The 19408-nt window shown below is 39.0% G+C and carries 20 protein-coding genes; 16 read left to right on the top strand and 4 right to left on the bottom strand.

Annotated elements, in window-relative coordinates; all coding sequences use genetic code 11:
• Window positions 1-31: 31 nt before the first annotated feature.
• The 3 genes from copB (at window position 32) to IGJ19_RS09625 (ending at window position 4529) form a co-directional block, all read left to right on the top strand.
• Window positions 32-2191, top strand: a complete 2160-nt coding sequence (gene copB / locus IGJ19_RS09635) for a copper/silver-translocating P-type ATPase CopB (protein WP_430603827.1) — start codon at window positions 32-34, stop codon at window positions 2189-2191.
• A gap of 391 nt (window positions 2192-2582) precedes the next feature.
• Complete coding sequence (locus IGJ19_RS09630; RefSeq protein ID WP_071867488.1) at window positions 2583-3905, top strand: hypothetical protein; 1323 nt, start codon at window positions 2583-2585, stop codon at window positions 3903-3905.
• A gap of 42 nt (window positions 3906-3947) precedes the next feature.
• The gene (locus IGJ19_RS09625) at window positions 3948-4529 is read left to right on the top strand and encodes a prevent-host-death protein (RefSeq protein WP_074799523.1); all 582 of its coding nucleotides are present in this window, start codon (window positions 3948-3950) and stop codon (window positions 4527-4529) included.
• A 128-nt stretch (window positions 4530-4657) separates the two neighbouring features.
• Here IGJ19_RS09625 and IGJ19_RS09620 read toward each other — a convergent pair whose 3' ends face one another.
• A complete protein-coding gene (locus IGJ19_RS09620) occupies window positions 4658-5026 on the bottom strand; it encodes a hypothetical protein (protein ID WP_233433729.1) in 369 nt (122 codons plus the stop codon).
• A gap of 199 nt (window positions 5027-5225) precedes the next feature.
• On the opposite strand from IGJ19_RS09620, the gene IGJ19_RS09615 reads away from it, so the two are divergent.
• From IGJ19_RS09615 to IGJ19_RS09605, 3 genes are all read left to right on the top strand, one after another.
• Complete coding sequence (locus IGJ19_RS09615) at window positions 5226-5696, top strand: hypothetical protein (RefSeq protein ID WP_010734995.1); 471 nt, start codon at window positions 5226-5228, stop codon at window positions 5694-5696.
• A 141-nt stretch (window positions 5697-5837) separates the two neighbouring features.
• Window positions 5838-6722 (top strand): phosphate ABC transporter substrate-binding protein PstS family protein, encoded by an 885-nt coding sequence (locus IGJ19_RS09610; protein WP_086334935.1) that lies wholly within the window; start codon window positions 5838-5840, stop codon window positions 6720-6722.
• Between the two features lie 225 nt (window positions 6723-6947).
• Window positions 6948-9401, top strand: coding sequence for a cation-translocating P-type ATPase (locus IGJ19_RS09605; RefSeq protein WP_430603825.1), 2454 nt, complete (start codon window positions 6948-6950; stop codon window positions 9399-9401).
• A gap of 100 nt (window positions 9402-9501) precedes the next feature.
• Here the strand turns inward: IGJ19_RS09605 and IGJ19_RS09600 are convergent, their stop codons facing one another.
• Both IGJ19_RS09600 and IGJ19_RS09595 read right to left on the bottom strand, forming a co-directional pair.
• Window positions 9502-11244 carry an ATP-binding protein gene (locus tag IGJ19_RS09600; RefSeq protein ID WP_430603823.1) on the bottom strand — a complete coding sequence of 581 codons (1743 nt, stop codon included), beginning with the start codon at window positions 11242-11244 and terminating at the stop codon, window positions 9502-9504.
• The gene (locus tag IGJ19_RS09595; protein ID WP_010734999.1) at window positions 11241-11945 is read right to left on the bottom strand and encodes a response regulator transcription factor; all 705 of its coding nucleotides are present in this window, start codon (window positions 11943-11945) and stop codon (window positions 11241-11243) included. Before IGJ19_RS09595 ends, IGJ19_RS09600 begins: the two co-directional genes overlap by 4 nt.
• A 127-nt stretch (window positions 11946-12072) precedes the next feature.
• Between IGJ19_RS09595 and IGJ19_RS09590 the strand changes: the two genes are divergently transcribed.
• The 5 genes from IGJ19_RS09590 to IGJ19_RS09570 all read left to right on the top strand — a co-directional run bounded on the left by IGJ19_RS09590 (window position 12073) and on the right by IGJ19_RS09570 (window position 15521).
• A complete protein-coding gene (locus IGJ19_RS09590; RefSeq protein ID WP_071867494.1) occupies window positions 12073-12546 on the top strand; it encodes a DUF523 domain-containing protein in 474 nt (157 codons plus the stop codon).
• Window positions 12536-12874: a putative DNA-binding protein gene (locus IGJ19_RS09585; protein ID WP_010735001.1), complete on the top strand. Its 339-nt coding sequence runs from the start codon at window positions 12536-12538 to the stop codon at window positions 12872-12874. The genes IGJ19_RS09590 and IGJ19_RS09585 overlap by 11 nt, the downstream gene beginning before the upstream one ends.
• A gap of 20 nt (window positions 12875-12894) precedes the next feature.
• Entirely contained in the window at window positions 12895-14313 is a 1419-nt protein-coding gene (gene ffh / locus IGJ19_RS09580; protein WP_010735002.1) for a signal recognition particle protein, read from the top strand.
• Between the two features lie 96 nt (window positions 14314-14409).
• Complete coding sequence (locus tag IGJ19_RS09575) at window positions 14410-14973, top strand: DNA-3-methyladenine glycosylase I (RefSeq protein ID WP_260697657.1); 564 nt, start codon at window positions 14410-14412, stop codon at window positions 14971-14973.
• Window positions 14974-14987: 14 nt separating this feature from the next.
• Window positions 14988-15521 carry a dihydrofolate reductase family protein gene (locus IGJ19_RS09570; protein ID WP_071867497.1) on the top strand — a complete coding sequence of 178 codons (534 nt, stop codon included), beginning with the start codon at window positions 14988-14990 and terminating at the stop codon, window positions 15519-15521.
• Window positions 15522-15586: 65 nt separating this feature from the next.
• On the opposite strand, the gene IGJ19_RS09565 is transcribed toward IGJ19_RS09570, so the two are convergent.
• The gene (locus IGJ19_RS09565; protein ID WP_066025729.1) at window positions 15587-16141 is read right to left on the bottom strand and encodes an NADPH-dependent FMN reductase; all 555 of its coding nucleotides are present in this window, start codon (window positions 16139-16141) and stop codon (window positions 15587-15589) included.
• Window positions 16142-16458: 317 nt separating this feature from the next.
• Here IGJ19_RS09565 and rpsP point away from each other — a divergent pair, with 317 nt between their 5' ends.
• The 5 genes from rpsP to trmD all read left to right on the top strand — a co-directional run bounded on the left by rpsP (window position 16459) and on the right by trmD (window position 19304).
• Entirely contained in the window at window positions 16459-16734 is a 276-nt protein-coding gene (gene rpsP, locus IGJ19_RS09560; protein WP_010735006.1) for a 30S ribosomal protein S16, read from the top strand.
• 11 nt (window positions 16735-16745) lie between these two features.
• Window positions 16746-16994 (top strand): KH domain-containing protein, encoded by a 249-nt coding sequence (locus IGJ19_RS09555; RefSeq protein WP_019722767.1) that lies wholly within the window; start codon window positions 16746-16748, stop codon window positions 16992-16994.
• A 105-nt stretch (window positions 16995-17099) separates the two neighbouring features.
• Window positions 17100-17927 (top strand): hypothetical protein, encoded by an 828-nt coding sequence (locus IGJ19_RS09550; RefSeq protein ID WP_142433336.1) that lies wholly within the window; start codon window positions 17100-17102, stop codon window positions 17925-17927.
• 125 nt (window positions 17928-18052) lie between these two features.
• Complete coding sequence (rimM, locus tag IGJ19_RS09545) at window positions 18053-18577, top strand: ribosome maturation factor RimM (protein WP_010735009.1); 525 nt, start codon at window positions 18053-18055, stop codon at window positions 18575-18577.
• Window positions 18567-19304, top strand: a complete 738-nt coding sequence (gene trmD / locus IGJ19_RS09540) for a tRNA (guanosine(37)-N1)-methyltransferase TrmD (protein WP_169823226.1) — start codon at window positions 18567-18569, stop codon at window positions 19302-19304. Before rimM ends, trmD begins: the two co-directional genes overlap by 11 nt.
• Window positions 19305-19408 lie beyond the last annotated feature (104 nt).

Here is a 19408-nt window from a genome sequence, read left to right as displayed (position 1 = left end):
ACGGTTCAACAAAGGAAAGGACAGAATGAAAATGAACGAGCAAAAAAAACGAACGATGCACGAGCATCATCATGATGAAACGAAGGAACAAACGAACATGACACACCAAAAGATGGACCATACGAAAATGAACCACGAGACCATGGCACATGAGCATCACTCAATGGATCATAGTTCGATGGATCACAGTTCAATGGATCATCATGACCATATGAGCGGTGGGATGGATCATTCGATGCACATGGGGAATTTCAAACAAAAATTTTGGTTGTCCTTGTTGCTAGCGATTCCGATCATCTTGTTTTCACCCATGATGGGTATGGAATTTCCCTTTCAAGTGACTTTCCCTGGCTCTGATTGGCTCGTCTTGATCCTGGCGACCCTCTTGTTCATTTATGGCGGACAACCCTTTTTAAGTGGCGCTAAAATGGAATTGAAACAAAAAAGTCCAGCAATGATGACCTTGATTGCTATGGGGATCACTGTAGCCTATGTTTATAGTGTCTATTCTTTTATTGCGAATCTCATCAACCCTCATACTCATGTAATGGATTTCTTCTGGGAGTTGGCGACATTGATCGTCATCATGCTATTAGGGCACTGGATCGAAATGAGTGCCGTTTCTAATGCAAGTAATGCGTTACAGAAACTAGCAGAATTATTACCCGAAACAGTCAAACGATTACGAACAGATGGGACAGAAGAGACGATTTCTTTAAAAGAAGTCAAAGAGGGAGATCATTTAGTTGTTCGAGCAGGAGATAAGATGCCAACGGATGGAACGATTCTCAAAGGAGAAACGATCGTGGATGAATCTGCCGTGACTGGCGAATCAAAAGGGGTCAAAAAACAAACATCTGATTTAGTGATCGGTGGTTCGATCAATGGAGACGGCACCATTGAAATCGAAGTGACCGGAACAGGTGAAAATAGCTATTTAGCCAAAGTCATGGATATGGTCCGTCAAGCACAAGGTGAAAAGTCAAAACTAGAATCTTTGTCTGACAAAGTAGCAAAATGGTTGTTTTATGTCGCATTGATCGCCGGTCTATTGGCATTTGTTGTGTGGCTGATTTTAACCGATTTACCAACTGCTTTAGAACGGATGGTCACTGTCTTCATCATCGCTTGTCCCCATGCGTTAGGTTTGGCGATTCCTCTAGTGGTGGCACGTTCAACGTCGATTGCTGCTAAAAATGGGTTGTTGCTTAAAAGTCGTCGCGCCTTAGAACAAGCTAATGAGTTAGATGTCATCATGCTGGATAAAACAGGTACGTTGACGGAAGGAAAATTCACCGTCACTGGTATCGAAAGCTTAGACGATGATTATCCTCAAGAAGAACTATTGAAATATTTAGGTGCCTTAGAAGCGAACGCCAATCATCCATTAGCCATTGGGATCATGCGTTATTTGAAGGAACAGAATATTTCTCCTTATCAAGCAGAAAATCAAAAAAATCTTTCAGGGGTTGGCTTAACTGGAACAGTAGCAGATAAGAATGTAAAAGTAGTCAACGAAAAAGAAATCAAACGTTTAGGAATTGAAATTGCAAAGGAACGACTAACGCCTTACGAAGAGCAAGGGAATACAGTTAGTTTTCTATTGATCGATGATCGTTTAGTCGGATTAGTGGCATTAGGTGACATCATCAAAGCAGAAGCAAAAACCTTTATTCAAAGTCTCAAAGAAAGAAAGATCACTCCGGTGATGTTGACTGGTGATAATCAACATGCCGCAGAAGTGGTCGCGCAATACTTAGGTATCGAAGAGTTTTATGGTGGGCTTTTACCAAATGACAAGGAAGACATCGTCAAACGTTATCAGGAACAAGGAAAAAAAGTCATCATGGTCGGTGACGGAATCAACGACGCCCCAAGTTTAGCACGTGCAACGATCGGGATGGCGATTGGAGCAGGAACCGATATTGCGATCGATTCAGCGGATGTTGTTTTGATCAACAGTGACCCAAAAGATATCTTGCATTTCTTGGATCTAGCTAAACAAACGAGAAAGAAAATGATCCAAAATCTATGGTGGGGAGCGGGTTACAACATTCTTGCCATTCCTTTAGCAGCAGGGATTCTTGCACCCATCGGAATTTTGTTAAGCCCAGCGATCGGAGCTGTCTTGATGTCATTGAGTACCGTAGTTGTAGCATTGAATGCGTTGACGTTGAAGATCAAAGAATGATCATTTTTAGTAAATAATTATTGAATAAAGAGTGAATATGACTATGTCAATGGGAGGTCGGGACAGAAGTGTTCAACCTCAAGAAATAAGGCGCCAGCCACGAAAATTGTTCTTCAAATTTTTGTGGCTGGCGTCTTATATCTTGAGGTTACTTCTGTTCTCGCCGTCTATTCGTTTTTAAATGGAGGGAGGGAACTAAGGTCCTACTTCCTTTTTTTGTCATTGGTACGATTTACACAAACGAGAGACTTTGGATTAATTTCTGGTTAATTTTGTAAATTAGTAAAATAAGAAAAACAAAAAATATTTCTTTGCGTACTTTATATAAGAGACATTTTCAGAGTATTGATGAGCCACTCTGGAAAAACTATTGATAGAGTGAGGTTAAGCAATGAATTGGCAAACATTACTAACAAAAAATGCACAGAATATCTTTTTACTGATCAACCAAATGAAAGATCTAACATGGAAGAAAAGCGACTTAGCAAAAAGGATGGATGTTGATGTCAAAACGATCGATCGTTATTTGAAGCGATTGAAATCAGAGGATTATCCCTTAGAACTAGCGTATGATAAAAAAGAAGTCCAACTCGTCTACCACCAAGCATACAATGAACCATTTCTTTTGTTTGAATTTTTGATCCGATCGGATTCGTTCTGTTTACTACGGGATCTGATTTTACAAAGGGAATACTCCTTCGAATATGATCGTTCCGCACAAGAACGATTGAAAAAATGGTTAGGGGATTATCATCTTTCTTTTTCCTATAAAAAGCAGCAAATCTATGGTTCTGAACGAAAAATCAGATATTTACTTTTTTGCTTTCTCAAAGAGTTCCCAACTTTTTTTAAGGAAGACCATGATCAAACATTTTCAGAACTATTCATCCAACTTCTAGATCATCGTCCCAAACATACAGATATTGAGATTTTTACAAATCATCAATTGTTCTTCTATGAGATTTTTCCAGAACTACTCTTTCGCTCTGAACAAAAGCTTCCGACAAAAGAAAAGAATTATCGGGCTATCCTGCGACTGAATAGCCATTTGATCACAGACAAGCGGTGGGAAAAGATCGAAAAAACCTCCGTCTATCAAAAATTATCGATTGTTACTGAAAAATTAGATTCATTATTTTGGTTGACGAATGATTTTGAAAGTTCCAACAAAAAGAAAATAACAAGAGTACTATTCCAAGAGTGGTTGAAATATTCAATTGGTCTTCATGATCGCTTTATCCATGAAGAAGCCGTTGCCTACCAAGCTTTGGCAGACACGATCCCTAATTTCATTGAGAAATCAAACCAGTTTCGTATCGCTTTACAGCAAGCTTTGTTTCAGCCAACGACCGATTGGGCAAAGATGTTGCTGAAATTATTGAATGAACGAGGCTATTTGGAGATGTATGCACCGGAAGTGAAAATCGTGTTCTTTTTTCGCTATGACCACGAAGAAGCTAGACGACTTGCAGCCATCTTAGATAAAACGTTACGTCATCGTAAACGAACATCGATCCATGTATGTACCAGAAGTAAGCCACCTAGTTATGCTCAACTTGTCATCACAGATCACTTTTTTTCTGCTAGTCTCACTAATGATCAGAAAACATATTTTTATCAAGATTCACTAGGAATCGAAAGACTATTATCAGACATCGATTATTGGATCAACACAAAGATAACTTTTACGAGTAAACGAATCATCGAGCGCTAGAATATGCTATAATGGACTGGAAAAACAAAGGAGGAAAATCCATTGGAATTAAAGAAACTAGAAGTACCTACATCTTCGATTACAGAAGTGAAAAGATCGCCGATGGATGTGTTTGACCAAGCTAGAAAAGCTGAAACAGGCGTATATATTTTTAATCGTGAAAAAGTTGCTGGTGTGATGTTGACCCAAGAGCAATATGAAACGTTGTTGCAAGAATTAGCCACGCTTCGCCAACTCATTGCGACAGAAACAGAAGAGACAAAAACAAATGGATCAGCGACAAACGAACCATTCACAAAAAATCGCACGGCCATCGTATCCACTTCTGAATCGTTAGATGAATTGGTTAGCGCCTTAAAACAATATTTAGTTACAGGTGTGTCTATCTCTGCTAAAAATCTTGATGAACGAATGGTAGCATTAGGATTCATTACGAAGAAAACTGGTTTTGGCGGGGTTGTTGATATGCTCAATGAATTAACAGAAACGGGTAAAATCAATTACCAATTAAGGAAAAAACCAAATGGTAAAATCGTGATCGCAGAGATCATCGGTGAACAAGATAGTCAATCGCAACTATTCGATAAGCTGATCATCAAGAAAATCTATTTACATGAAATATAATAAGTTGCGAAGTGTTGACGATAATTTATTTATCAAACATTACAACTAGGTAAAATAGAGCATAAAAATAAAAGTAAAGCATCTGAGGACAGTTCACAGCTGTTGTGGATGCTTTACTTTGTTTGTCATTAAAAGTGAGTGTGTCTACGATAACGCGCGAATATGCTACCCCAGATGATCCCTAATAACTGTGGAAATAAGTAAATACCAGCGAGCAGTAAGATGATCTGTTCAGGTGAAAAAGGATGATACAAAAAATGCCATTCTGTACATTTAGCAAAAAATAAATAAGAGGTGCTCGCAGAACAAAGATTGCCAAGAAACAATGTTTTTAAACGATTGGTTCGCCTCAACGTAAAACCAACAAAAAAAGCCCAAAATATCAATAATATAAATAGGATGACTGAATGATAATAATAATCAAAAAGTAGAGCGAGATAAAAATAAGGCACACACATCAATAAGTAGATTGTTTTTTTTATGTAAAATAATCGCAAAGGTACATTCCTCCAAATCATTTCCCTTTGGTTTTTATTGTAAAATCAAACAATTAATAATCAATTCTTTTTTGAAATATTCTGAATAAAATGAATAAACTCTCATTGCTTTATTCTTAAAAAACTAGTCTTTCCCCTCAGTTTTTTTAGAGAAATAGAATATAGTATGATAGATGGAGTGTCTTTTGGGAGGTTTTGTATGAAAAAGAGAATAAAACTAGAACAATTGTATTTGTTTCTTTGGTTTTTCCCAATTTTTCTTTTGCCTTTTACATGGGTGAATGCAGTAGTACAAGGTGCTGAGATTCTTGGCATCATCAATGGAAGTGGCTTTATTATTTCCAAAAATTTTCCGACATTGACCCTTTTTTATTTTTTGATCAGTGTGAATTTGATCGTTTCAAAAACATTTATAAAAAAGTATAATTGGCATTTGATCCAGTTTTCTTCTATGCTGGTCTTTACATCTTATTTCTCGATATTACCGAGGATCATCATCGGTCCGAATGGATTAAGTGAAAGTGGACTAAAAGATACAAGCTATTCTGCGATGTATTTTTTGACCATCAAACCTTGTTTTTATGTAGCGATTGCTTCCTTTGCGTTAGCAGTTGGCCTATTCTATTATACAGAGATCCGTGAACAATCCTTACTTATAGAAAAGATATAGTTTTTTGTAGGACGTCCATTTTCGGACGTTTTTTTGTTTTACGATATATTTACACAACTTAACAATAACTTTACATATTCAATATCTAGGATTTACAGTACCCTGATACAATCAATTTGTAACTAAGAAAGGGGCATATAAATGAAAAAAGTTTTATTTTCTTTAGGAGTATTAGGTTTTATCTTAGCTGGATGTGGTTCTGGTTCAGGAAGTACGGATGGATCAGCAAGCAACTCGGCTAGTTCAGATGATCAAGTAAAAATCGTAGCGGTCGGTTCAACCGCTTTGCAACCTTTAGTTGATGCTGCACAAGAAATGTTTACACAAGATAACCCCAACTATCAGATTTCTGTTCAAGGTGGCGGAAGTGGAACAGGTCTTAGTCAAGTAGCGTCAGGTGCTGTAACAATCGGAAACTCTGATGTATTTGCAGAACAAAGAGATGGGATCGATGCAAGTAAATTGGTAGACCATCGTGTAGCAGTTGTTGGAATGGCACCAATCGTAAATAAAGATACAGGCGTTGAAGATATTACAAAAGAACAATTGATCGAGATCTTCACTGGTAAGATCACTAACTGGAGTGAACTAGGCGGAGCAGATCAAGAAATCAATGTCATCAACCGTGCAAACGGAAGTGGCACTCGTGCAACCTTTGAATACTGGGCTTTAGATGGCGCTGTACCAATACAATCTCAAGAACAAGATTCATCAGGAACAGTTCGTCAAATCGTTTCACAAACACCAGGTGCGATCAGCTATTTAGCTTTCTCTTATTTAGATGATTCTACTCAAGCGTTGAAAATCAACGGTGTAGAACCAACTCCTGAAAATGTCTCAGACAATAGCTGGGAAATTTGGTCTTATGAGCATATGTATACAAATGGCGAACCAGAACCAGAAGTGAAGAAGTTCTTAGACTTCATGATGACTGATGCCGTTCAAGAAGGACCAGTACAAGATTTAGGCTACCTACCGATCAGCATGATGAAAGTTGAACGTGACGCAGAAGGGAACTTATCATAAGATTGAATACATCTTTCAATCACATGTTTATTCATAACGACTACCATTGATTATTAAGCTTAGTTCCTCGTTGAGGATCTAAGCTTTTTTTAGTTTATTGCTCACTCTACGTTTTCGTTTTTTTTCATATGACAGTTTTGAAAGAAGAATATCAGTTATATCTGAGGATTTATTTGGCAAAATGACGTATGGTTAAAGAGTAGAAAAAAAGTTGAGGGATTAGTTATGAAAAGAAAAGAAAAGCAGCGAGAAAAACAGATACAGCAAATGTTGGCACAATTAGAACGCATCGATCCTAACAAAAATGAAGGGCTGACAGACAAACAGGTCCAAGAGCGAATAGGTGTTGGCGCTGTCAATCAAGCAACGAGTCCTACATTTAAAACGAACAAGCAAATCGTGATGGAGAATGTCTTTACTTATTTCAATCTGATTTTTTTAGTCCTAGCGATTTTATTATGTGTCGTCAATTCCTATAAAAATTTGACTTTTTTACCTGTCATATTGGCAAATACTGGCATTGCGATCTATCAAGAGATCCATTCCAAGAAAATCTTGGATCAGTTGAGCATGTTACATGCCGCAACAGTCAAAGTATTACGGAATGGTCAAGAACAGAAGATAACTATCGAAGAGTTAGTTCTAGATGATCTCGTCATTCTAAAAACAGGAGACCAGATCCCCGCAGATGGAAAGATCATAGAAGGTAATCTACAAGTGAATGAAGCGCTATTGACTGGTGAAGCGGATGAGATAAGTAAGGAAATCGGCGATGAATTAATGTCAGGAAGCTTCATCGTTACGGGTAAAGCAAAAGTTCAGTTGACACGAGTTGGCAATGAATCTTATATTGCCAAATTAACGATGCAAGCAAAAGAAATGGGTACTGGAGAACAATCCGAGATGATTGCTTCGTTAGATAAGATCATCAAATGGGTGGGAATCATTATTATTCCTATTGGATTGACTTTATTTTCTCAAAGTTACTTTTACAATGGCAATACATTAAGAGAGAGTATTGTTTCGATGGAAGCTGCGTTGATCGGCATGATTCCTGAAGGGCTGTACCTACTCACAACGATTGCACTAGCAATGAGTGCGACGCGCTTAGCAAAACAACAAGTGTTGCTGCATGACATGAAAAGCATCGAGACGTTAGCACGAGTGGATGTATTATGTGTCGATAAAACAGGAACAATCACTGAAAATGCAATGGACGTTCAACGTGTGCTGATTCCTGAAAATTCTTTAGCAAAACAAACAGCAGATCAGTTGGATGAATTACTTGGTGACTACGCACAGGCAATCGAAGCTGACAATGAAACGATGCAAGCAATCAAAAATTACTTCACGAAGCATTCTGACAGGGAGGCAACAGCAAGTTTACCCTTTTCTTCTGTGAGAAAATATAGCAGCGTGACATTTACGGATAAAACGTATGTCCTTGGAGCACCAGAAATGGTCTTACGCGAAGCGTTCACGAGTTATGCTTCTGAATTTAGCGCGTATACGGAACAAGGCTATCGGGTATTAGTTTTCGGTGAATACCAAGGGGTACTGTCACAAGAAGACTTGGAAGAAGCCGTTATCCCGTTAGGTTATTTATTGATTGCTAATCCGATCCGTCAAGAAGCGAAAGCAACGTTTAATTACTTTAAGAAACAAGAAGTTGCTATCAAAGTGATTTCTGGTGATAACCCAGCGACAGTTTCTCATGTTGCCACACAAGCGGGTATTTCAAACGCGGAGCAATATGTGGATGTCTCCTCGTTAAGGGAAGAAGAATTTCCAGAAGCCATGGAAAAATATACCGTCTTTGGCCGTGTCAAACCAGAACAAAAAAAGGAATTTGTCCGTTTACTAAAAGAGAAGCATACAGTGGCGATGACTGGGGATGGGGTAAATGATATCTTGGCAATGAAAGAAGCCGATTGTAGCATTGCGATGGCATCAGGGAATGAAGCGACGATGCAAGCGGCGCAAGTGGTCTTGTTGGAATCAGATTTTTCTAAAATGCCAGAGATTGTTGGCGAAGGGCGGCGTGTCGTAAACAATATCGAACGTTCTGCCAGTCTTTTCTTAGTAAAAAATATCTTTTCATTTTTACTGTCTGTGTTTTCTGTTCTTTTTGCATTCACTTATCCATTAGAACCTTCACAAATCACATTGATCAGTTTATTCACGATCGGGTTGCCTTCCTTTTTATTAGCTTTGGAAGAAAATGAGAACCGGATCAAAGGCCGATTCATTGAGAATGTCTTGGAAAAAGCTATTCCGGGGGGGCTGACTGATATGATGGTGGTAGGCGCTTTAGTCGTGGGTGGTTCGATTTTAAATCTGAACAAAACCGATACGTCGACAGCTTCTACCATGTTGTTGATTGTTGTTGGCTTTTTAGTCCTTTATAAAATCTGTCAACCATTGAACCAATTTCGAACACGGATCATACTATTTTGTGCAAGTGGAATCGTCTTTTCTGTTGTCTTCTTGCATAAACTATTTTCAATATCAGCCATTTCTCCAGTGTCTATCTTAATGGTGGTCATGCTCTTTTTCGCAGCAGAATCCATCTTTCGTCAGTTGACCTTTTTCGTGGAAAAATATTTGCATTTAGATAAGATCGATACGACACGTACGAAAAAACGTTGGAGAAAAGTATTTCCATTTTTCAAGAAATGAGCGAAGAATTGTTGGGTACAAAGAGATAGCGTCAACCTCCTAAAACAGAAATGTTCTTGGAGGTTGACGCTTATTTCATTTATACCTATCAGGTTCACGATTAATTGATTTTAGGGATCTTCACAATAAAGGTAGAGCCGATACCAGGGTGACTCTCGATCTCCACCGTACCATGAAGTAAATTCACGTATTCTTTCACGATCGACAATCCTAATCCTGTACCACCTGAATGGCGACTACGCGCTTTATCTACACGATAAAAACGTTCAAAGATGCGTTCTTGATCTTCGCGATCGATACCAATACCAAAATCTTGTACAGAGAAAATCAGCTGATCGTGGCTTTCGTAGCGAAGGATGATCTCACTTTCTTCTTTTGAATATTGGATCGCGTTTTCAAACAAGTTTTTGATGATCGGGTAAAGCAAATCAGGATGTGTCGTAAAGGCAGTATTTTCTCCAATCAATTTGATCGTCAACTGTTTTTTCCGGATCATTGGTTGATAGCTTTGGATCACCTGTTGGAAATAAGGCTCCATATAGATCGTTTGGGTTTCATGTAAACTCTCTTCGTCTTTTGATAACTGAATAATTTCTCGGATCAGCTTATCTAAACGAATCGCATCTTTTTGCATGATCAATAGAAATTCAGTCAGTGTGTCGGGGTCCTCTTTTGCACCGTCCAGTAAAGTCTCAGTAAACCCAATCAAAGAAGTGACAGGTGTTTTTAATTCATGTGAGACATTGCCGACAAAATCTTTTTGCATTTTTTCTAAATGTCTGACTTTTGTCAGATCATAAGCAACACCTAAAATTTGTCCAGTATCCTCTGAACTATTGAAATAACGCAAGCTGATATCCAGTGTTTGCGTACCGTCAGCAATCGTGACTTCTTGATGAACGATCGGTTCAGACGGAGAAACTTGATGGATCAATTGGATCAATTTTGGTTCGCGGATCACTTCTGTGTAATGTTGATTTTCTTGATAATCTTTCACACCTAGATGGACTTGCATTTTTGGATTAAGCAGGCGCAGTGTGGCATTGGAGTCAATCAGAAAGACACCGATCATCAATTCATTCAACAAGCTGTATAATTGTTCCTCCGTCGTCGTATAAGCGCGATACATTTTGGTCATCTGTTCACTCAAGCCATTGATCGTCTGGTATAATTCTTCCCATTGATCAGAAGTCTGCATGATGATCTCCGTTTGTTCCGGGTTCTTGACCATTTTTTTCAAAACAGGAATCACTGTTTTGAGTGGTTGGTTTCGTTGGTAAATCAGGTAGTAGATCATAAATGTCAATAAAAGAAAGAAAACCAAGAAGAAACCGAATACCCAACGGCGAAAACTTTCCGTACGAGGAAGAAAGCCACTTGTAGGTTCAGCGATGCGAATGATCGCTACCAATTTTCCATTGACTTTGATGGGCAAGGCGACATAAAGTAATTCTTCATTCAATGTCGTACTCTTACGAAGAGAAGTACCAAGCGTACTTCCTTCTAAGATCGCTTTGATTTCCGGGCGTGTTTTTCTTTGTTCATGCAAAGAAGATTCTTCTGTGTCATAAATGATCGTGCCAGTTTGATCGATCAACGTCACTCGTTCATTGGATTGATGGACAAATTCATCCAGAACTGCTTTATTACTAGCAGAAGTAGGATTCTCGACATCTAGTTGACGAGCCAATAACTGCGCTTTTTTAGTCAAATAACTTTCTTGTTGTTCAATGATCTGTTGTTGGAAATAATGGGAGATGATCTGCCATCCACCAAAAAATAAGCCAAGCAACAAGATGAGAAAAAACAAGCGCTCGGAGAATTTTTTCCATTGTTTTTTCATCGTTTTGGTTCCTGGAATTTATAACCAAAGCCCCGAACAGTCAGTAAATATTTAGGATGTTTCGGATCACGCTCGATTTTTTCACGTAAATGACTGACATGGACATCAACAATACGACTTTGTCCAGAAAAATCAAAATTCCAGATACGATCCAACAGTGTATCTCGGTCGATCACTCGATCTTTGCGTTTCATGAAATAAACAAGCAACTCAAATTCTTTCGGCGTAAGTTCGATCGGTTGATCCTCGATCGTCACTTGATAATTCGTCAAGTCGGCTTTGATTTGTCCAATCGATAAGTATTCTGGTTCTGCCTCATCAGATTGAGTTTTACGGGGCTCGATCCGACGAAAGATGGCTTTCATCCGTGCAAGGACTTCCCGAGGGCTGAAAGGTTTCGTCAAATAATCATCCGCACCGATCTCCAGTCCGATGATTCGATCGACTTGATCATCTTTAGCTGTTAGGATCAATATAGGTGTATCATTTTTTTCTTGACGGAGCTTTTGTGTGATCGCGATGCCATCGATCGAAGGAAGCATCACATCTAAAATAATGAAATCATATGAATGTTCCAATGCAAGATCAAGACCTTCTTGACCATCTGCAGCACTGGTTACTTTATATCCTTCTTTTTCAAGATTGAATGTCAGTAATGTTACAATTGAGGGTTCGTCATCAACAACTAGTACTTTTTTCATAAATTCTCCTTTTGATAAATTTCATCTCCTTTATTTTAGCACAGAATCGGGGGCAAGGACTATTTAACCAGCTAAATAAATGGTATAATATAAAAGCAATTTGCTCAGCTAAAGGAGAAAATGTCCGATGATCGGTATCAGTGCTTGTTTAGGTGGCGTCTCATGTCGCTATGATGGCCGGGAACAAACAATCCCTGCCTTAAAAAAACTCGTGACAGAAGGTCAAGCAATCGTGATCTGTCCAGAAGTAGCAGGAGGTTTGCCCATTCCAAGAGAACCAGCAGAAATCGTTGGTGGTGATGGGTTTGATGTCTGGGATCATCAGGCTAAGGTCATGACGATCTCTGGAAAAGATGTTACAGAAGCTTATAAAAATGGTGCGATCAATGCTTATCAAGTACTCAAGGAAAAGCAGATCTCAACGTTGATCTTAAAAGCAAATAGTCCTTCCTGCGGCTCATCAACTATCTATGATGGTAGTTTCACTGGTAGTCTGAAAGAAGGCATTGGCGTAGCAACCGCCTATTTTCTCCAACAAAAAATCAGTGTCTGCTCAGAAGAAGAGTGGATGGATCAACGAGGTGAGTTGAATGGAAATTGAGAAAACCAATCGGATGAATGCTCTTTTTGAATTTTATTCGACACTGTTGACTGAGAAACAAATGAATTATATGGAATTATATTATGCAGATGATTTTTCACTTGGAGAAATCGCTGAAGAATATGAGGTCAGTCGCCAAGCAGTTTATGATAATATCAAACGAACGAGCAAGATCTTGGAGAATTACGAAAAAAAACTCCACCTTTTTTCTGATTATGTCGTTCGTGAACAGTTGTTGACAGAATTGACGAACTATATCAATGAACAGTATCCTGAAGATCAAACGCTGCAAGGATACATCAAAAAAATTCAAGAAATCGAAGAATAACAAAAAGGAATGAATAAAATATGGCATTTGAAAGCTTAACTGAACGCCTACAACAGGCGATGTCAAAGTTACGAAAAAAAGGAAAAGTCTCTGAAGCTGACGTCAAGGAAATGATGCGCGAGATCCGTCTTGCGCTATTAGAAGCCGATGTCAACTTACAAGTAGTCAAAGATTTTACGAAACGTGTGCGCGAACGTGCAGTTGGAGCAGAAGTACTTGATAGTCTTTCTCCAGCACAACAAATCGTAAAGATCGTGGATGAAGAGTTAACGATCACTTTAGGTTCAGAAACGGTTGAATTGACTAAATCTCCAAAAATCCCGACTGTCATCATGATGGCTGGTTTGCAAGGGGCAGGTAAAACAACGTTTACTGGTAAATTAGCGAATTATTTAAAGAAAAATGAAAATGCTCGTCCCTTATTGATTGCAGGTGACGTGTACCGTCCTGCTGCCATCGACCAGTTAAAAGTTTTAGGACAGCAATTGGATGTTCCGGTTTTTGATATGGGAACAGATGTTAGTCCTGTAGAAATCGTTCGTCAAGGGATGGAACTCGCGAAAGAAAAGAAAAATGATTACGTATTGATCGATACAGCCGGACGTTTACACATTGATGAAACATTGATGGATGAATTAAAACAAATCAAAGACTTGACACAACCTAACGAAATCCTACTCGTTGTCGATGCGATGACTGGTCAAGATGCCGTCAACGTTGCGGATAGCTTCAATCAACAATTAGGGATCACCGGGGTCGTCATCACAAAATTAGATGGAGACACACGTGGGGGAGCGGCGCTATCGATTCGTTCAGTGACCGGTGCACCAATCAAGTTCATCGGTTCTGGTGAAAAGCTGACTGACTTAGAAGTCTTCCATCCAGATCGTATGGCAAGTCGTATCCTTGGTATGGGGGATATGTTGACGCTGATCGAAAAAGCGCAACAAGACTATGATGAGAAAAAAGCAGAAGAGCTTGCGCAAAAAATGCGTGAGAACTCATTTGACTTCAATGATTTCATTGAACAATTGGATCAAGTCATGGGTATGGGCCCAATCGAAGACTTATTAAAAATGATCCCAGGAATGAATCAGATGCCAGGAATCGAAAATATCAAAGTTGATCCGAAAGATGTTGAGCGTAAAAAAGCAATGGTTTATTCGATGACACCTGCAGAACGTGAAAACCCAGACCTATTGAATCCAAGCCGCCGACGCAGAATTGCTGCTGGTTCAGGGAACAGCGTAGTGGAAGTCAATCGTATGATCAAACAATTCAAAGAATCCCGTAAGATGATGCAACAAATGTCTAAAGGGGATATGAATATTCCTGGCATGGACCAAATGTTCGGTACCGGTGTCAAAGGTAAGCTAGGAAAAATGGCGATGAATCGCATGATGAAGAAAAATAAAAAGAAAAAGAAGAAAAAGAAATAAACAGTAATCAAGTGCAAAAAAGCTTCGAAGACGTATTTAATTTTGTCTTCGGAGTTTTTTGATACATTGTCTGAAAATCCCAAAAGGAGTGAGTCGATGCAACGCTGTCCATGGAGTGAATCAACTGAAATGATGCGTGAGTACCATGATACGATTTGGGGAGTACCTGAATATGATGACCAACGACTGTACCGTAAATTAATGCTTGATATCAATCAAGCAGGTCTCAGCTGGCAAACGATCTTGAACAAGAGCCAAGCTTTCGATGAGGCTTACGACCAGTTTGAACTCGAAAAAGTCGCTAGCTATACTGAAGAAAAAATCGAAGAATTGATGAGCAATAAAGGAATCATCCGCAATCGCCGGAAAATTGAAGCGGCAATCGCTAACGCACAAGCTATTTTAGCCATGCGAGCAACCGGACTGAGTTTTTCTGATTACCTCTGGTCCTTTGTCAATGGCGAAGTCGTAATCGGAAACTACCAAGACCAAAGTGAAGTGCCAACTACTAGTGAACTCTCTGATCGCATCTCAAAGGACTTGAAAAAACGCGGTTTCAAATTTATTGGAAGTACGACCATTTATGCCTTTTTAGAAGCGGTAGGGATCATCAACGATCACCTGATCACATGTTTTCGCCACCAAGAAGTCACTCGCTAAAGGAGAAAGATGAAATGTCTAAGATCATTTTTTACGGAGCAATCAGTATGGATGGCTATCTAGCAACAATTAATGATGACTTGCAATGGCTCTTCGATACGCCTACTGGGGAAAAAACAACCTATGATGCGTTTTATCAAACCATCGATGTAACGATCATGGGCAGAAAAACGTATCAAGAAGCCAAAAAATATTTAGATACAGCCAAGATCTATCCAGAAAAAACCAATTATGTCTTTTCAACAGACAAAGAATTGAAGTTAGAGGATGCTAGGGTCGTTCACGAAGATCCCGTAAGCTTGATCAAGGAGTTGAAGGAATCAAGTGAACAAAGGATCTGGGTAGTTGGTGGCGGTCGTTTGCTCAAACCAATCATTGAACAGCAACTGATCGATGAATGGTACATTCAAATTGCGCCTGTATTACTTGGGAAAGGGATTCGTCTTTTTCAAGAAGGAGATTATGTACAGCGGTATCAATTGGTGGACACGAAACGCTTTGGCGAGTTTATTGAGCTACACTATCGTAAAGAAGGGCACAAAGAATAGTAGGTCACACAAAAAACCACGAAACAACATGCTGTTTCGTGGTTTTTTGTAAAATTAGCAAGACATCAAGCGTTCAATTTTCCAGCGAAATCTAGATACGCATCTAAAATCGTTTGGAAGAAATCAACGGTTCCTTGGATAATGTTGCCATCTTCATCAAGTAAGTTAGTGATATTTCCGATATACGCTTCTGGTTGTTGTAATGTTGGGACATTTAAAAAGACTAATGATTGACGTAAGTGATGATTTGCGCCAAAACCACCGACTCCACCAGGAGAAGCAGTGACCACTAAACCAGGTTTTTTATCCCAGACACTTTGACCATAAGGACGAGAACCAACATCCAAGGCATTTTTCAATACAGCTGGCACTGAGCGGTTGTACTCAGGAGTAACAAAGATCACGCCGTCTAGATCTTTGACTTCTTCACGGAAACGTGTCCATTCTGTAGGTGTTTGCTCAGGTGTTTCGATATCTTCGTTATAAAAAGGAAGGTCATCGATTTTTACAAATACGCTCTCGTATCCTTCCGGTAATAAGTCCGCAAAAGTTTCTGCAACTTTCTTATTGTATGAATCTTTTCTTAAACTTCCGATGAAAAAACCAATTTTTTTTGTCATAAAACAATTCCTCCTTTAATATTTCTATATTTATCTTACAAAAAATAAGTAAACTGAGCAAATAAAAACACTTGGGTTATTTTAATGTAGAGTCGAAAACAAAAGAAATGCTTATGGATAGGGGATTTCCAAGCTTCCTATGTTCAACCTTGATGATTCAAAAAAGTAAGAAGAAATCCATGGAAAAGGACACTAACGACTTAAAGAAAGAATAAAAATAGAAAAAAATCAGACTGTAAAGAAAAAAAGCTTTACAGGGTAAAAAAAAACTGGTACACTACATCTTGTGAATAAAACAATGGAGGTGGAAATATATAATGGCAGTTAAAATCCGTTTAAAACGTATGGGTTCTAAAAAGAGTCCTTTTTACCGTATCGTCGTAGCTGATTCTCGTTCTCCTCGTGATGGACGTTTCATCGAAACTGTAGGTACTTACAACCCTTTGAAAGACCCTGCAGAAGTAGTTTTAAAAGAAGATTTAGTACTTGACTGGTTATCAAAAGGTGCACAACCTTCAGATACAGTACGTAACATCCTTTCAAAAGAAGGCGTTATGAAAAAACATCATGAAGCTAAATTCTCAAAGAAATAAGGTGACCGGATATGAAAGATTTAAGCGAATTAGTCTTAACAATCGTTCGTCCGTTAGTTACTTATCCTGATCAAGTCCAGCTAGAAGTCGTTGAGTCAGAAGATTTTTACGAATACAATCTAACTGTGGCTCCCGAAGATATCGGTCGTATCATCGGTAAACAAGGGCGCGTTGCGAAAGCAATCCGCACGATCGTTTACGGAGTACGAATCAATGCACCGAAAAAAGTGCGTTTGAATATCATCGACAATAAAGAATAAACTGTTTCGTTTTCGCGAAACAGTTTTTTTTTTGTTCTTTAGAGATCATATTTGGCAAAAACAGGTACAAAGCGTATCCTTAATAGTAAGAGAGGAGTGTTTCAAATGAAAAAAATAGGTTTGATCAGCTTATTCGCTGTCGCTTTACTCGGTGCTTGTCAATCACCAAGTGAAACGAGTCAAGAAACGACAAATGAAACAGTTCGTACGACAGAAACAACTACTTCAAAGGAAGAGATAGGGGCATCTTCCACAAGTAGTCAGGAGACAACAGCTTCAACAGCATCATCAGCTGAAACAAGCACGAGCACACAAGAAAATTCGACGCAAACTGCCTTTGAGCAATTGCAAAAAGAGTATCCAGACACACCGATGCCAAAAGAGATCCCAGTTGGGTCATCTAACTTGAACATCGCAGCAACGATGACAAAACAAGGCTTTTCTGTCTTATACTATCAATCAGAACAAGCGCTACCACTAAACGACGCCTCATTGAACCAAGCAGAACCAATCGCTTCTTACCTTTATCAAGATGACTTTGCATCTTCCCAAGAAACACTGAACACGATTCAGCCATTTACGGTCGATACTGGAGGAAGACAAGTCGATCTCGGCTATAACATTGTCGGTTATCAACAAGGTGCTGCCGGTTCTTCGATTCTTGAATGGCAAGAAGGAAATTGGCGGTTACGAATACGTGCCAGCAATATTGACGGACAAGATCCTGTACCTTTGGCGAAACAGATCGTGACTTACTTGGAGTCTGCCCGCTTACCTGCACCGGAAAAAGTCGGAACGATCGAAATCAATATGACCGATGGCACCAATCAAAATACTCGGATCATTTGGCAACAACCAACCACTGTCTATACGATCACGAATCAAGATTCGATGAATGCATTAAAAATGGCTGTTTCCATGGAACAACAATAAAAGAAGACTAGAATTGCCAAGAACCACATGCTAAAATAGACAGGAAACGATAGAACACTCTGAGTCCAAAAGCAAATCGTGACCAAGCAGAGTGACAAGAATCATGAAAGAAATGAGGACAAAAGTTGACTGAATATCTAAATGTTGGCAAGATTGTCAATACCCAAGGAATCAAAGGCGAAGTCCGTGTCATCTCAACCACAGATTTCCCTGAAGAACGTTACAAAAAAGGTGAAGTTTTGACACTCTTCCAAGAAGGAAAAGCTCCTGTAGAATTGACTGTAAAAAGTCACCGTAAACATAAAAACTTTGATTTACTCAGCTTTGAGAATCATCCTTCCATCAATGACGTTGAAAAATACCGTGATGGTATCTTACGTGTATCAAAAGAAAACTTAGTTGAATTGACAGAAAATGAATATTACTACCATGAAATCATTGGCTTAAAGGTCATTGATGAAAACGAAAAAGAACTAGGAAAGATCAAAGAGATTTTATCTCCAGGCGCAAATGATGTTTGGGTCATCCAACGACCAAAGAAAAAAGATGCACTGATCCCGTATATCGATTCCGTCGTTCAAGAAGTCGATCTTGAAAATGGCTTGGTTCGTGTAACATTATTAGAAGGATTGATCGATGATGAAGATTGACGTGTTGACTCTGTTTCCGCGAATGTTTGAAGGCCCGATGGGGGAATCGATCATTGGTAAAGCAGTAGCAAAAGAATTGTTAGAAATCAATGTTTCTAATTTCCGTGAGTATTCGGACAACAAACACCAAACGGTCGATGACTATCCTTATGGTGGTGGAGCAGGGATGTTATTGAAAGTCCAACCCATCTATGACAATATCAAAGCCATCGAAGAAAAACATCCAGAGACTAAGAAACGGGTGATTTTACTTGATCCAGCTGGTCAACCGTTCAATCAAAAAATGGCAGAAGAATTTTCGGAAGAAGAGCACCTGATCTTTATTTGTGGCCACTATGAAGGCTATGATGAGCGCATCCGTTCGCTCGTAACTGATGAAGTCTCATTGGGAGATTATGTACTGACCGGTGGAGAGTTAGGTGCCATGGTCATGATCGATGCGACCGTTCGGCTATTGCCGGATGTTTTAGGTAATCAAACATCTGCCCAAACAGACTCGCATTCTACTGGCTTGTTGGAACATCCTCAATATACGAGACCAGCAGAATTCAAAGATATGAAAGTACCAGAAGTATTGACCAATGGTAACCATAAATTGATTGAAGAATGGCAACTAAAAGAATCCTTACGCCGGACATATCTTCGACGTCCAGACATGTTAGAAAAATTAGACATGACACCGCAAATGGAAAAAATGCTAGCGGAGATCAAAAAAGAAGAAGCTTGAGTTGCAACAAATAAATGAAAATTTTCTTTACACTCACCATAGAATATGATAGTATTCTATGGTGAGTGTAAAAACACTTAACTATTACGATGTTCCGCTGTGAG

Origin of the sequence: Enterococcus sp. DIV1368b, assembly GCF_050529595.1 — a bacterium.
Lineage (GTDB): Bacteria > Bacillota > Bacilli > Lactobacillales > Enterococcaceae > Enterococcus_B > Enterococcus_B mundtii.
Note: the sequence above shows the minus strand (reverse complement) of the source record. Positions and strands in the feature narration are given on the sequence as shown.

What these genes read in the sequence shown, in the direction of transcription:
- copB (WP_430603827.1), top strand. Translation starts at nt 32, where the DNA reads ATGAACGAGCAAAAAAAACGAACGATGCACGAGCATCATCATGATGAA.
- IGJ19_RS09630 (WP_071867488.1), top strand. Translation starts at nt 2,583, where the DNA reads ATGAATTGGCAAACATTACTAACAAAAAATGCACAGAATATCTTTTTA.
- IGJ19_RS09615 (WP_010734995.1), top strand. Translation starts at nt 5,226, where the DNA reads ATGAAAAAGAGAATAAAACTAGAACAATTGTATTTGTTTCTTTGGTTT.
- IGJ19_RS09610 (WP_086334935.1), top strand. Translation starts at nt 5,838, where the DNA reads ATGAAAAAAGTTTTATTTTCTTTAGGAGTATTAGGTTTTATCTTAGCT.
- IGJ19_RS09605 (WP_430603825.1), top strand. Translation starts at nt 6,948, where the DNA reads ATGAAAAGAAAAGAAAAGCAGCGAGAAAAACAGATACAGCAAATGTTG.
- IGJ19_RS09600 (WP_430603823.1), bottom strand. Translation starts at nt 11,244, where the DNA reads ATGAAAAAACAATGGAAAAAATTCTCCGAGCGCTTGTTTTTTCTCATC.
- IGJ19_RS09595 (WP_010734999.1), bottom strand. Translation starts at nt 11,945, where the DNA reads ATGAAAAAAGTACTAGTTGTTGATGACGAACCCTCAATTGTAACATTA.
- IGJ19_RS09590 (WP_071867494.1), top strand. Translation starts at nt 12,073, where the DNA reads ATGATCGGTATCAGTGCTTGTTTAGGTGGCGTCTCATGTCGCTATGAT.
- IGJ19_RS09585 (WP_010735001.1), top strand. Translation starts at nt 12,536, where the DNA reads ATGGAAATTGAGAAAACCAATCGGATGAATGCTCTTTTTGAATTTTAT.
- ffh (WP_010735002.1), top strand. Translation starts at nt 12,895, where the DNA reads ATGGCATTTGAAAGCTTAACTGAACGCCTACAACAGGCGATGTCAAAG.
- IGJ19_RS09575 (WP_260697657.1), top strand. Translation starts at nt 14,410, where the DNA reads ATGCAACGCTGTCCATGGAGTGAATCAACTGAAATGATGCGTGAGTAC.
- IGJ19_RS09570 (WP_071867497.1), top strand. Translation starts at nt 14,988, where the DNA reads ATGTCTAAGATCATTTTTTACGGAGCAATCAGTATGGATGGCTATCTA.
- IGJ19_RS09565 (WP_066025729.1), bottom strand. Translation starts at nt 16,141, where the DNA reads ATGACAAAAAAAATTGGTTTTTTCATCGGAAGTTTAAGAAAAGATTCA.
- rpsP (WP_010735006.1), top strand. Translation starts at nt 16,459, where the DNA reads ATGGCAGTTAAAATCCGTTTAAAACGTATGGGTTCTAAAAAGAGTCCT.
- IGJ19_RS09555 (WP_019722767.1), top strand. Translation starts at nt 16,746, where the DNA reads ATGAAAGATTTAAGCGAATTAGTCTTAACAATCGTTCGTCCGTTAGTT.
- IGJ19_RS09550 (WP_142433336.1), top strand. Translation starts at nt 17,100, where the DNA reads ATGAAAAAAATAGGTTTGATCAGCTTATTCGCTGTCGCTTTACTCGGT.
- trmD (WP_169823226.1), top strand. Translation starts at nt 18,567, where the DNA reads ATGAAGATTGACGTGTTGACTCTGTTTCCGCGAATGTTTGAAGGCCCG.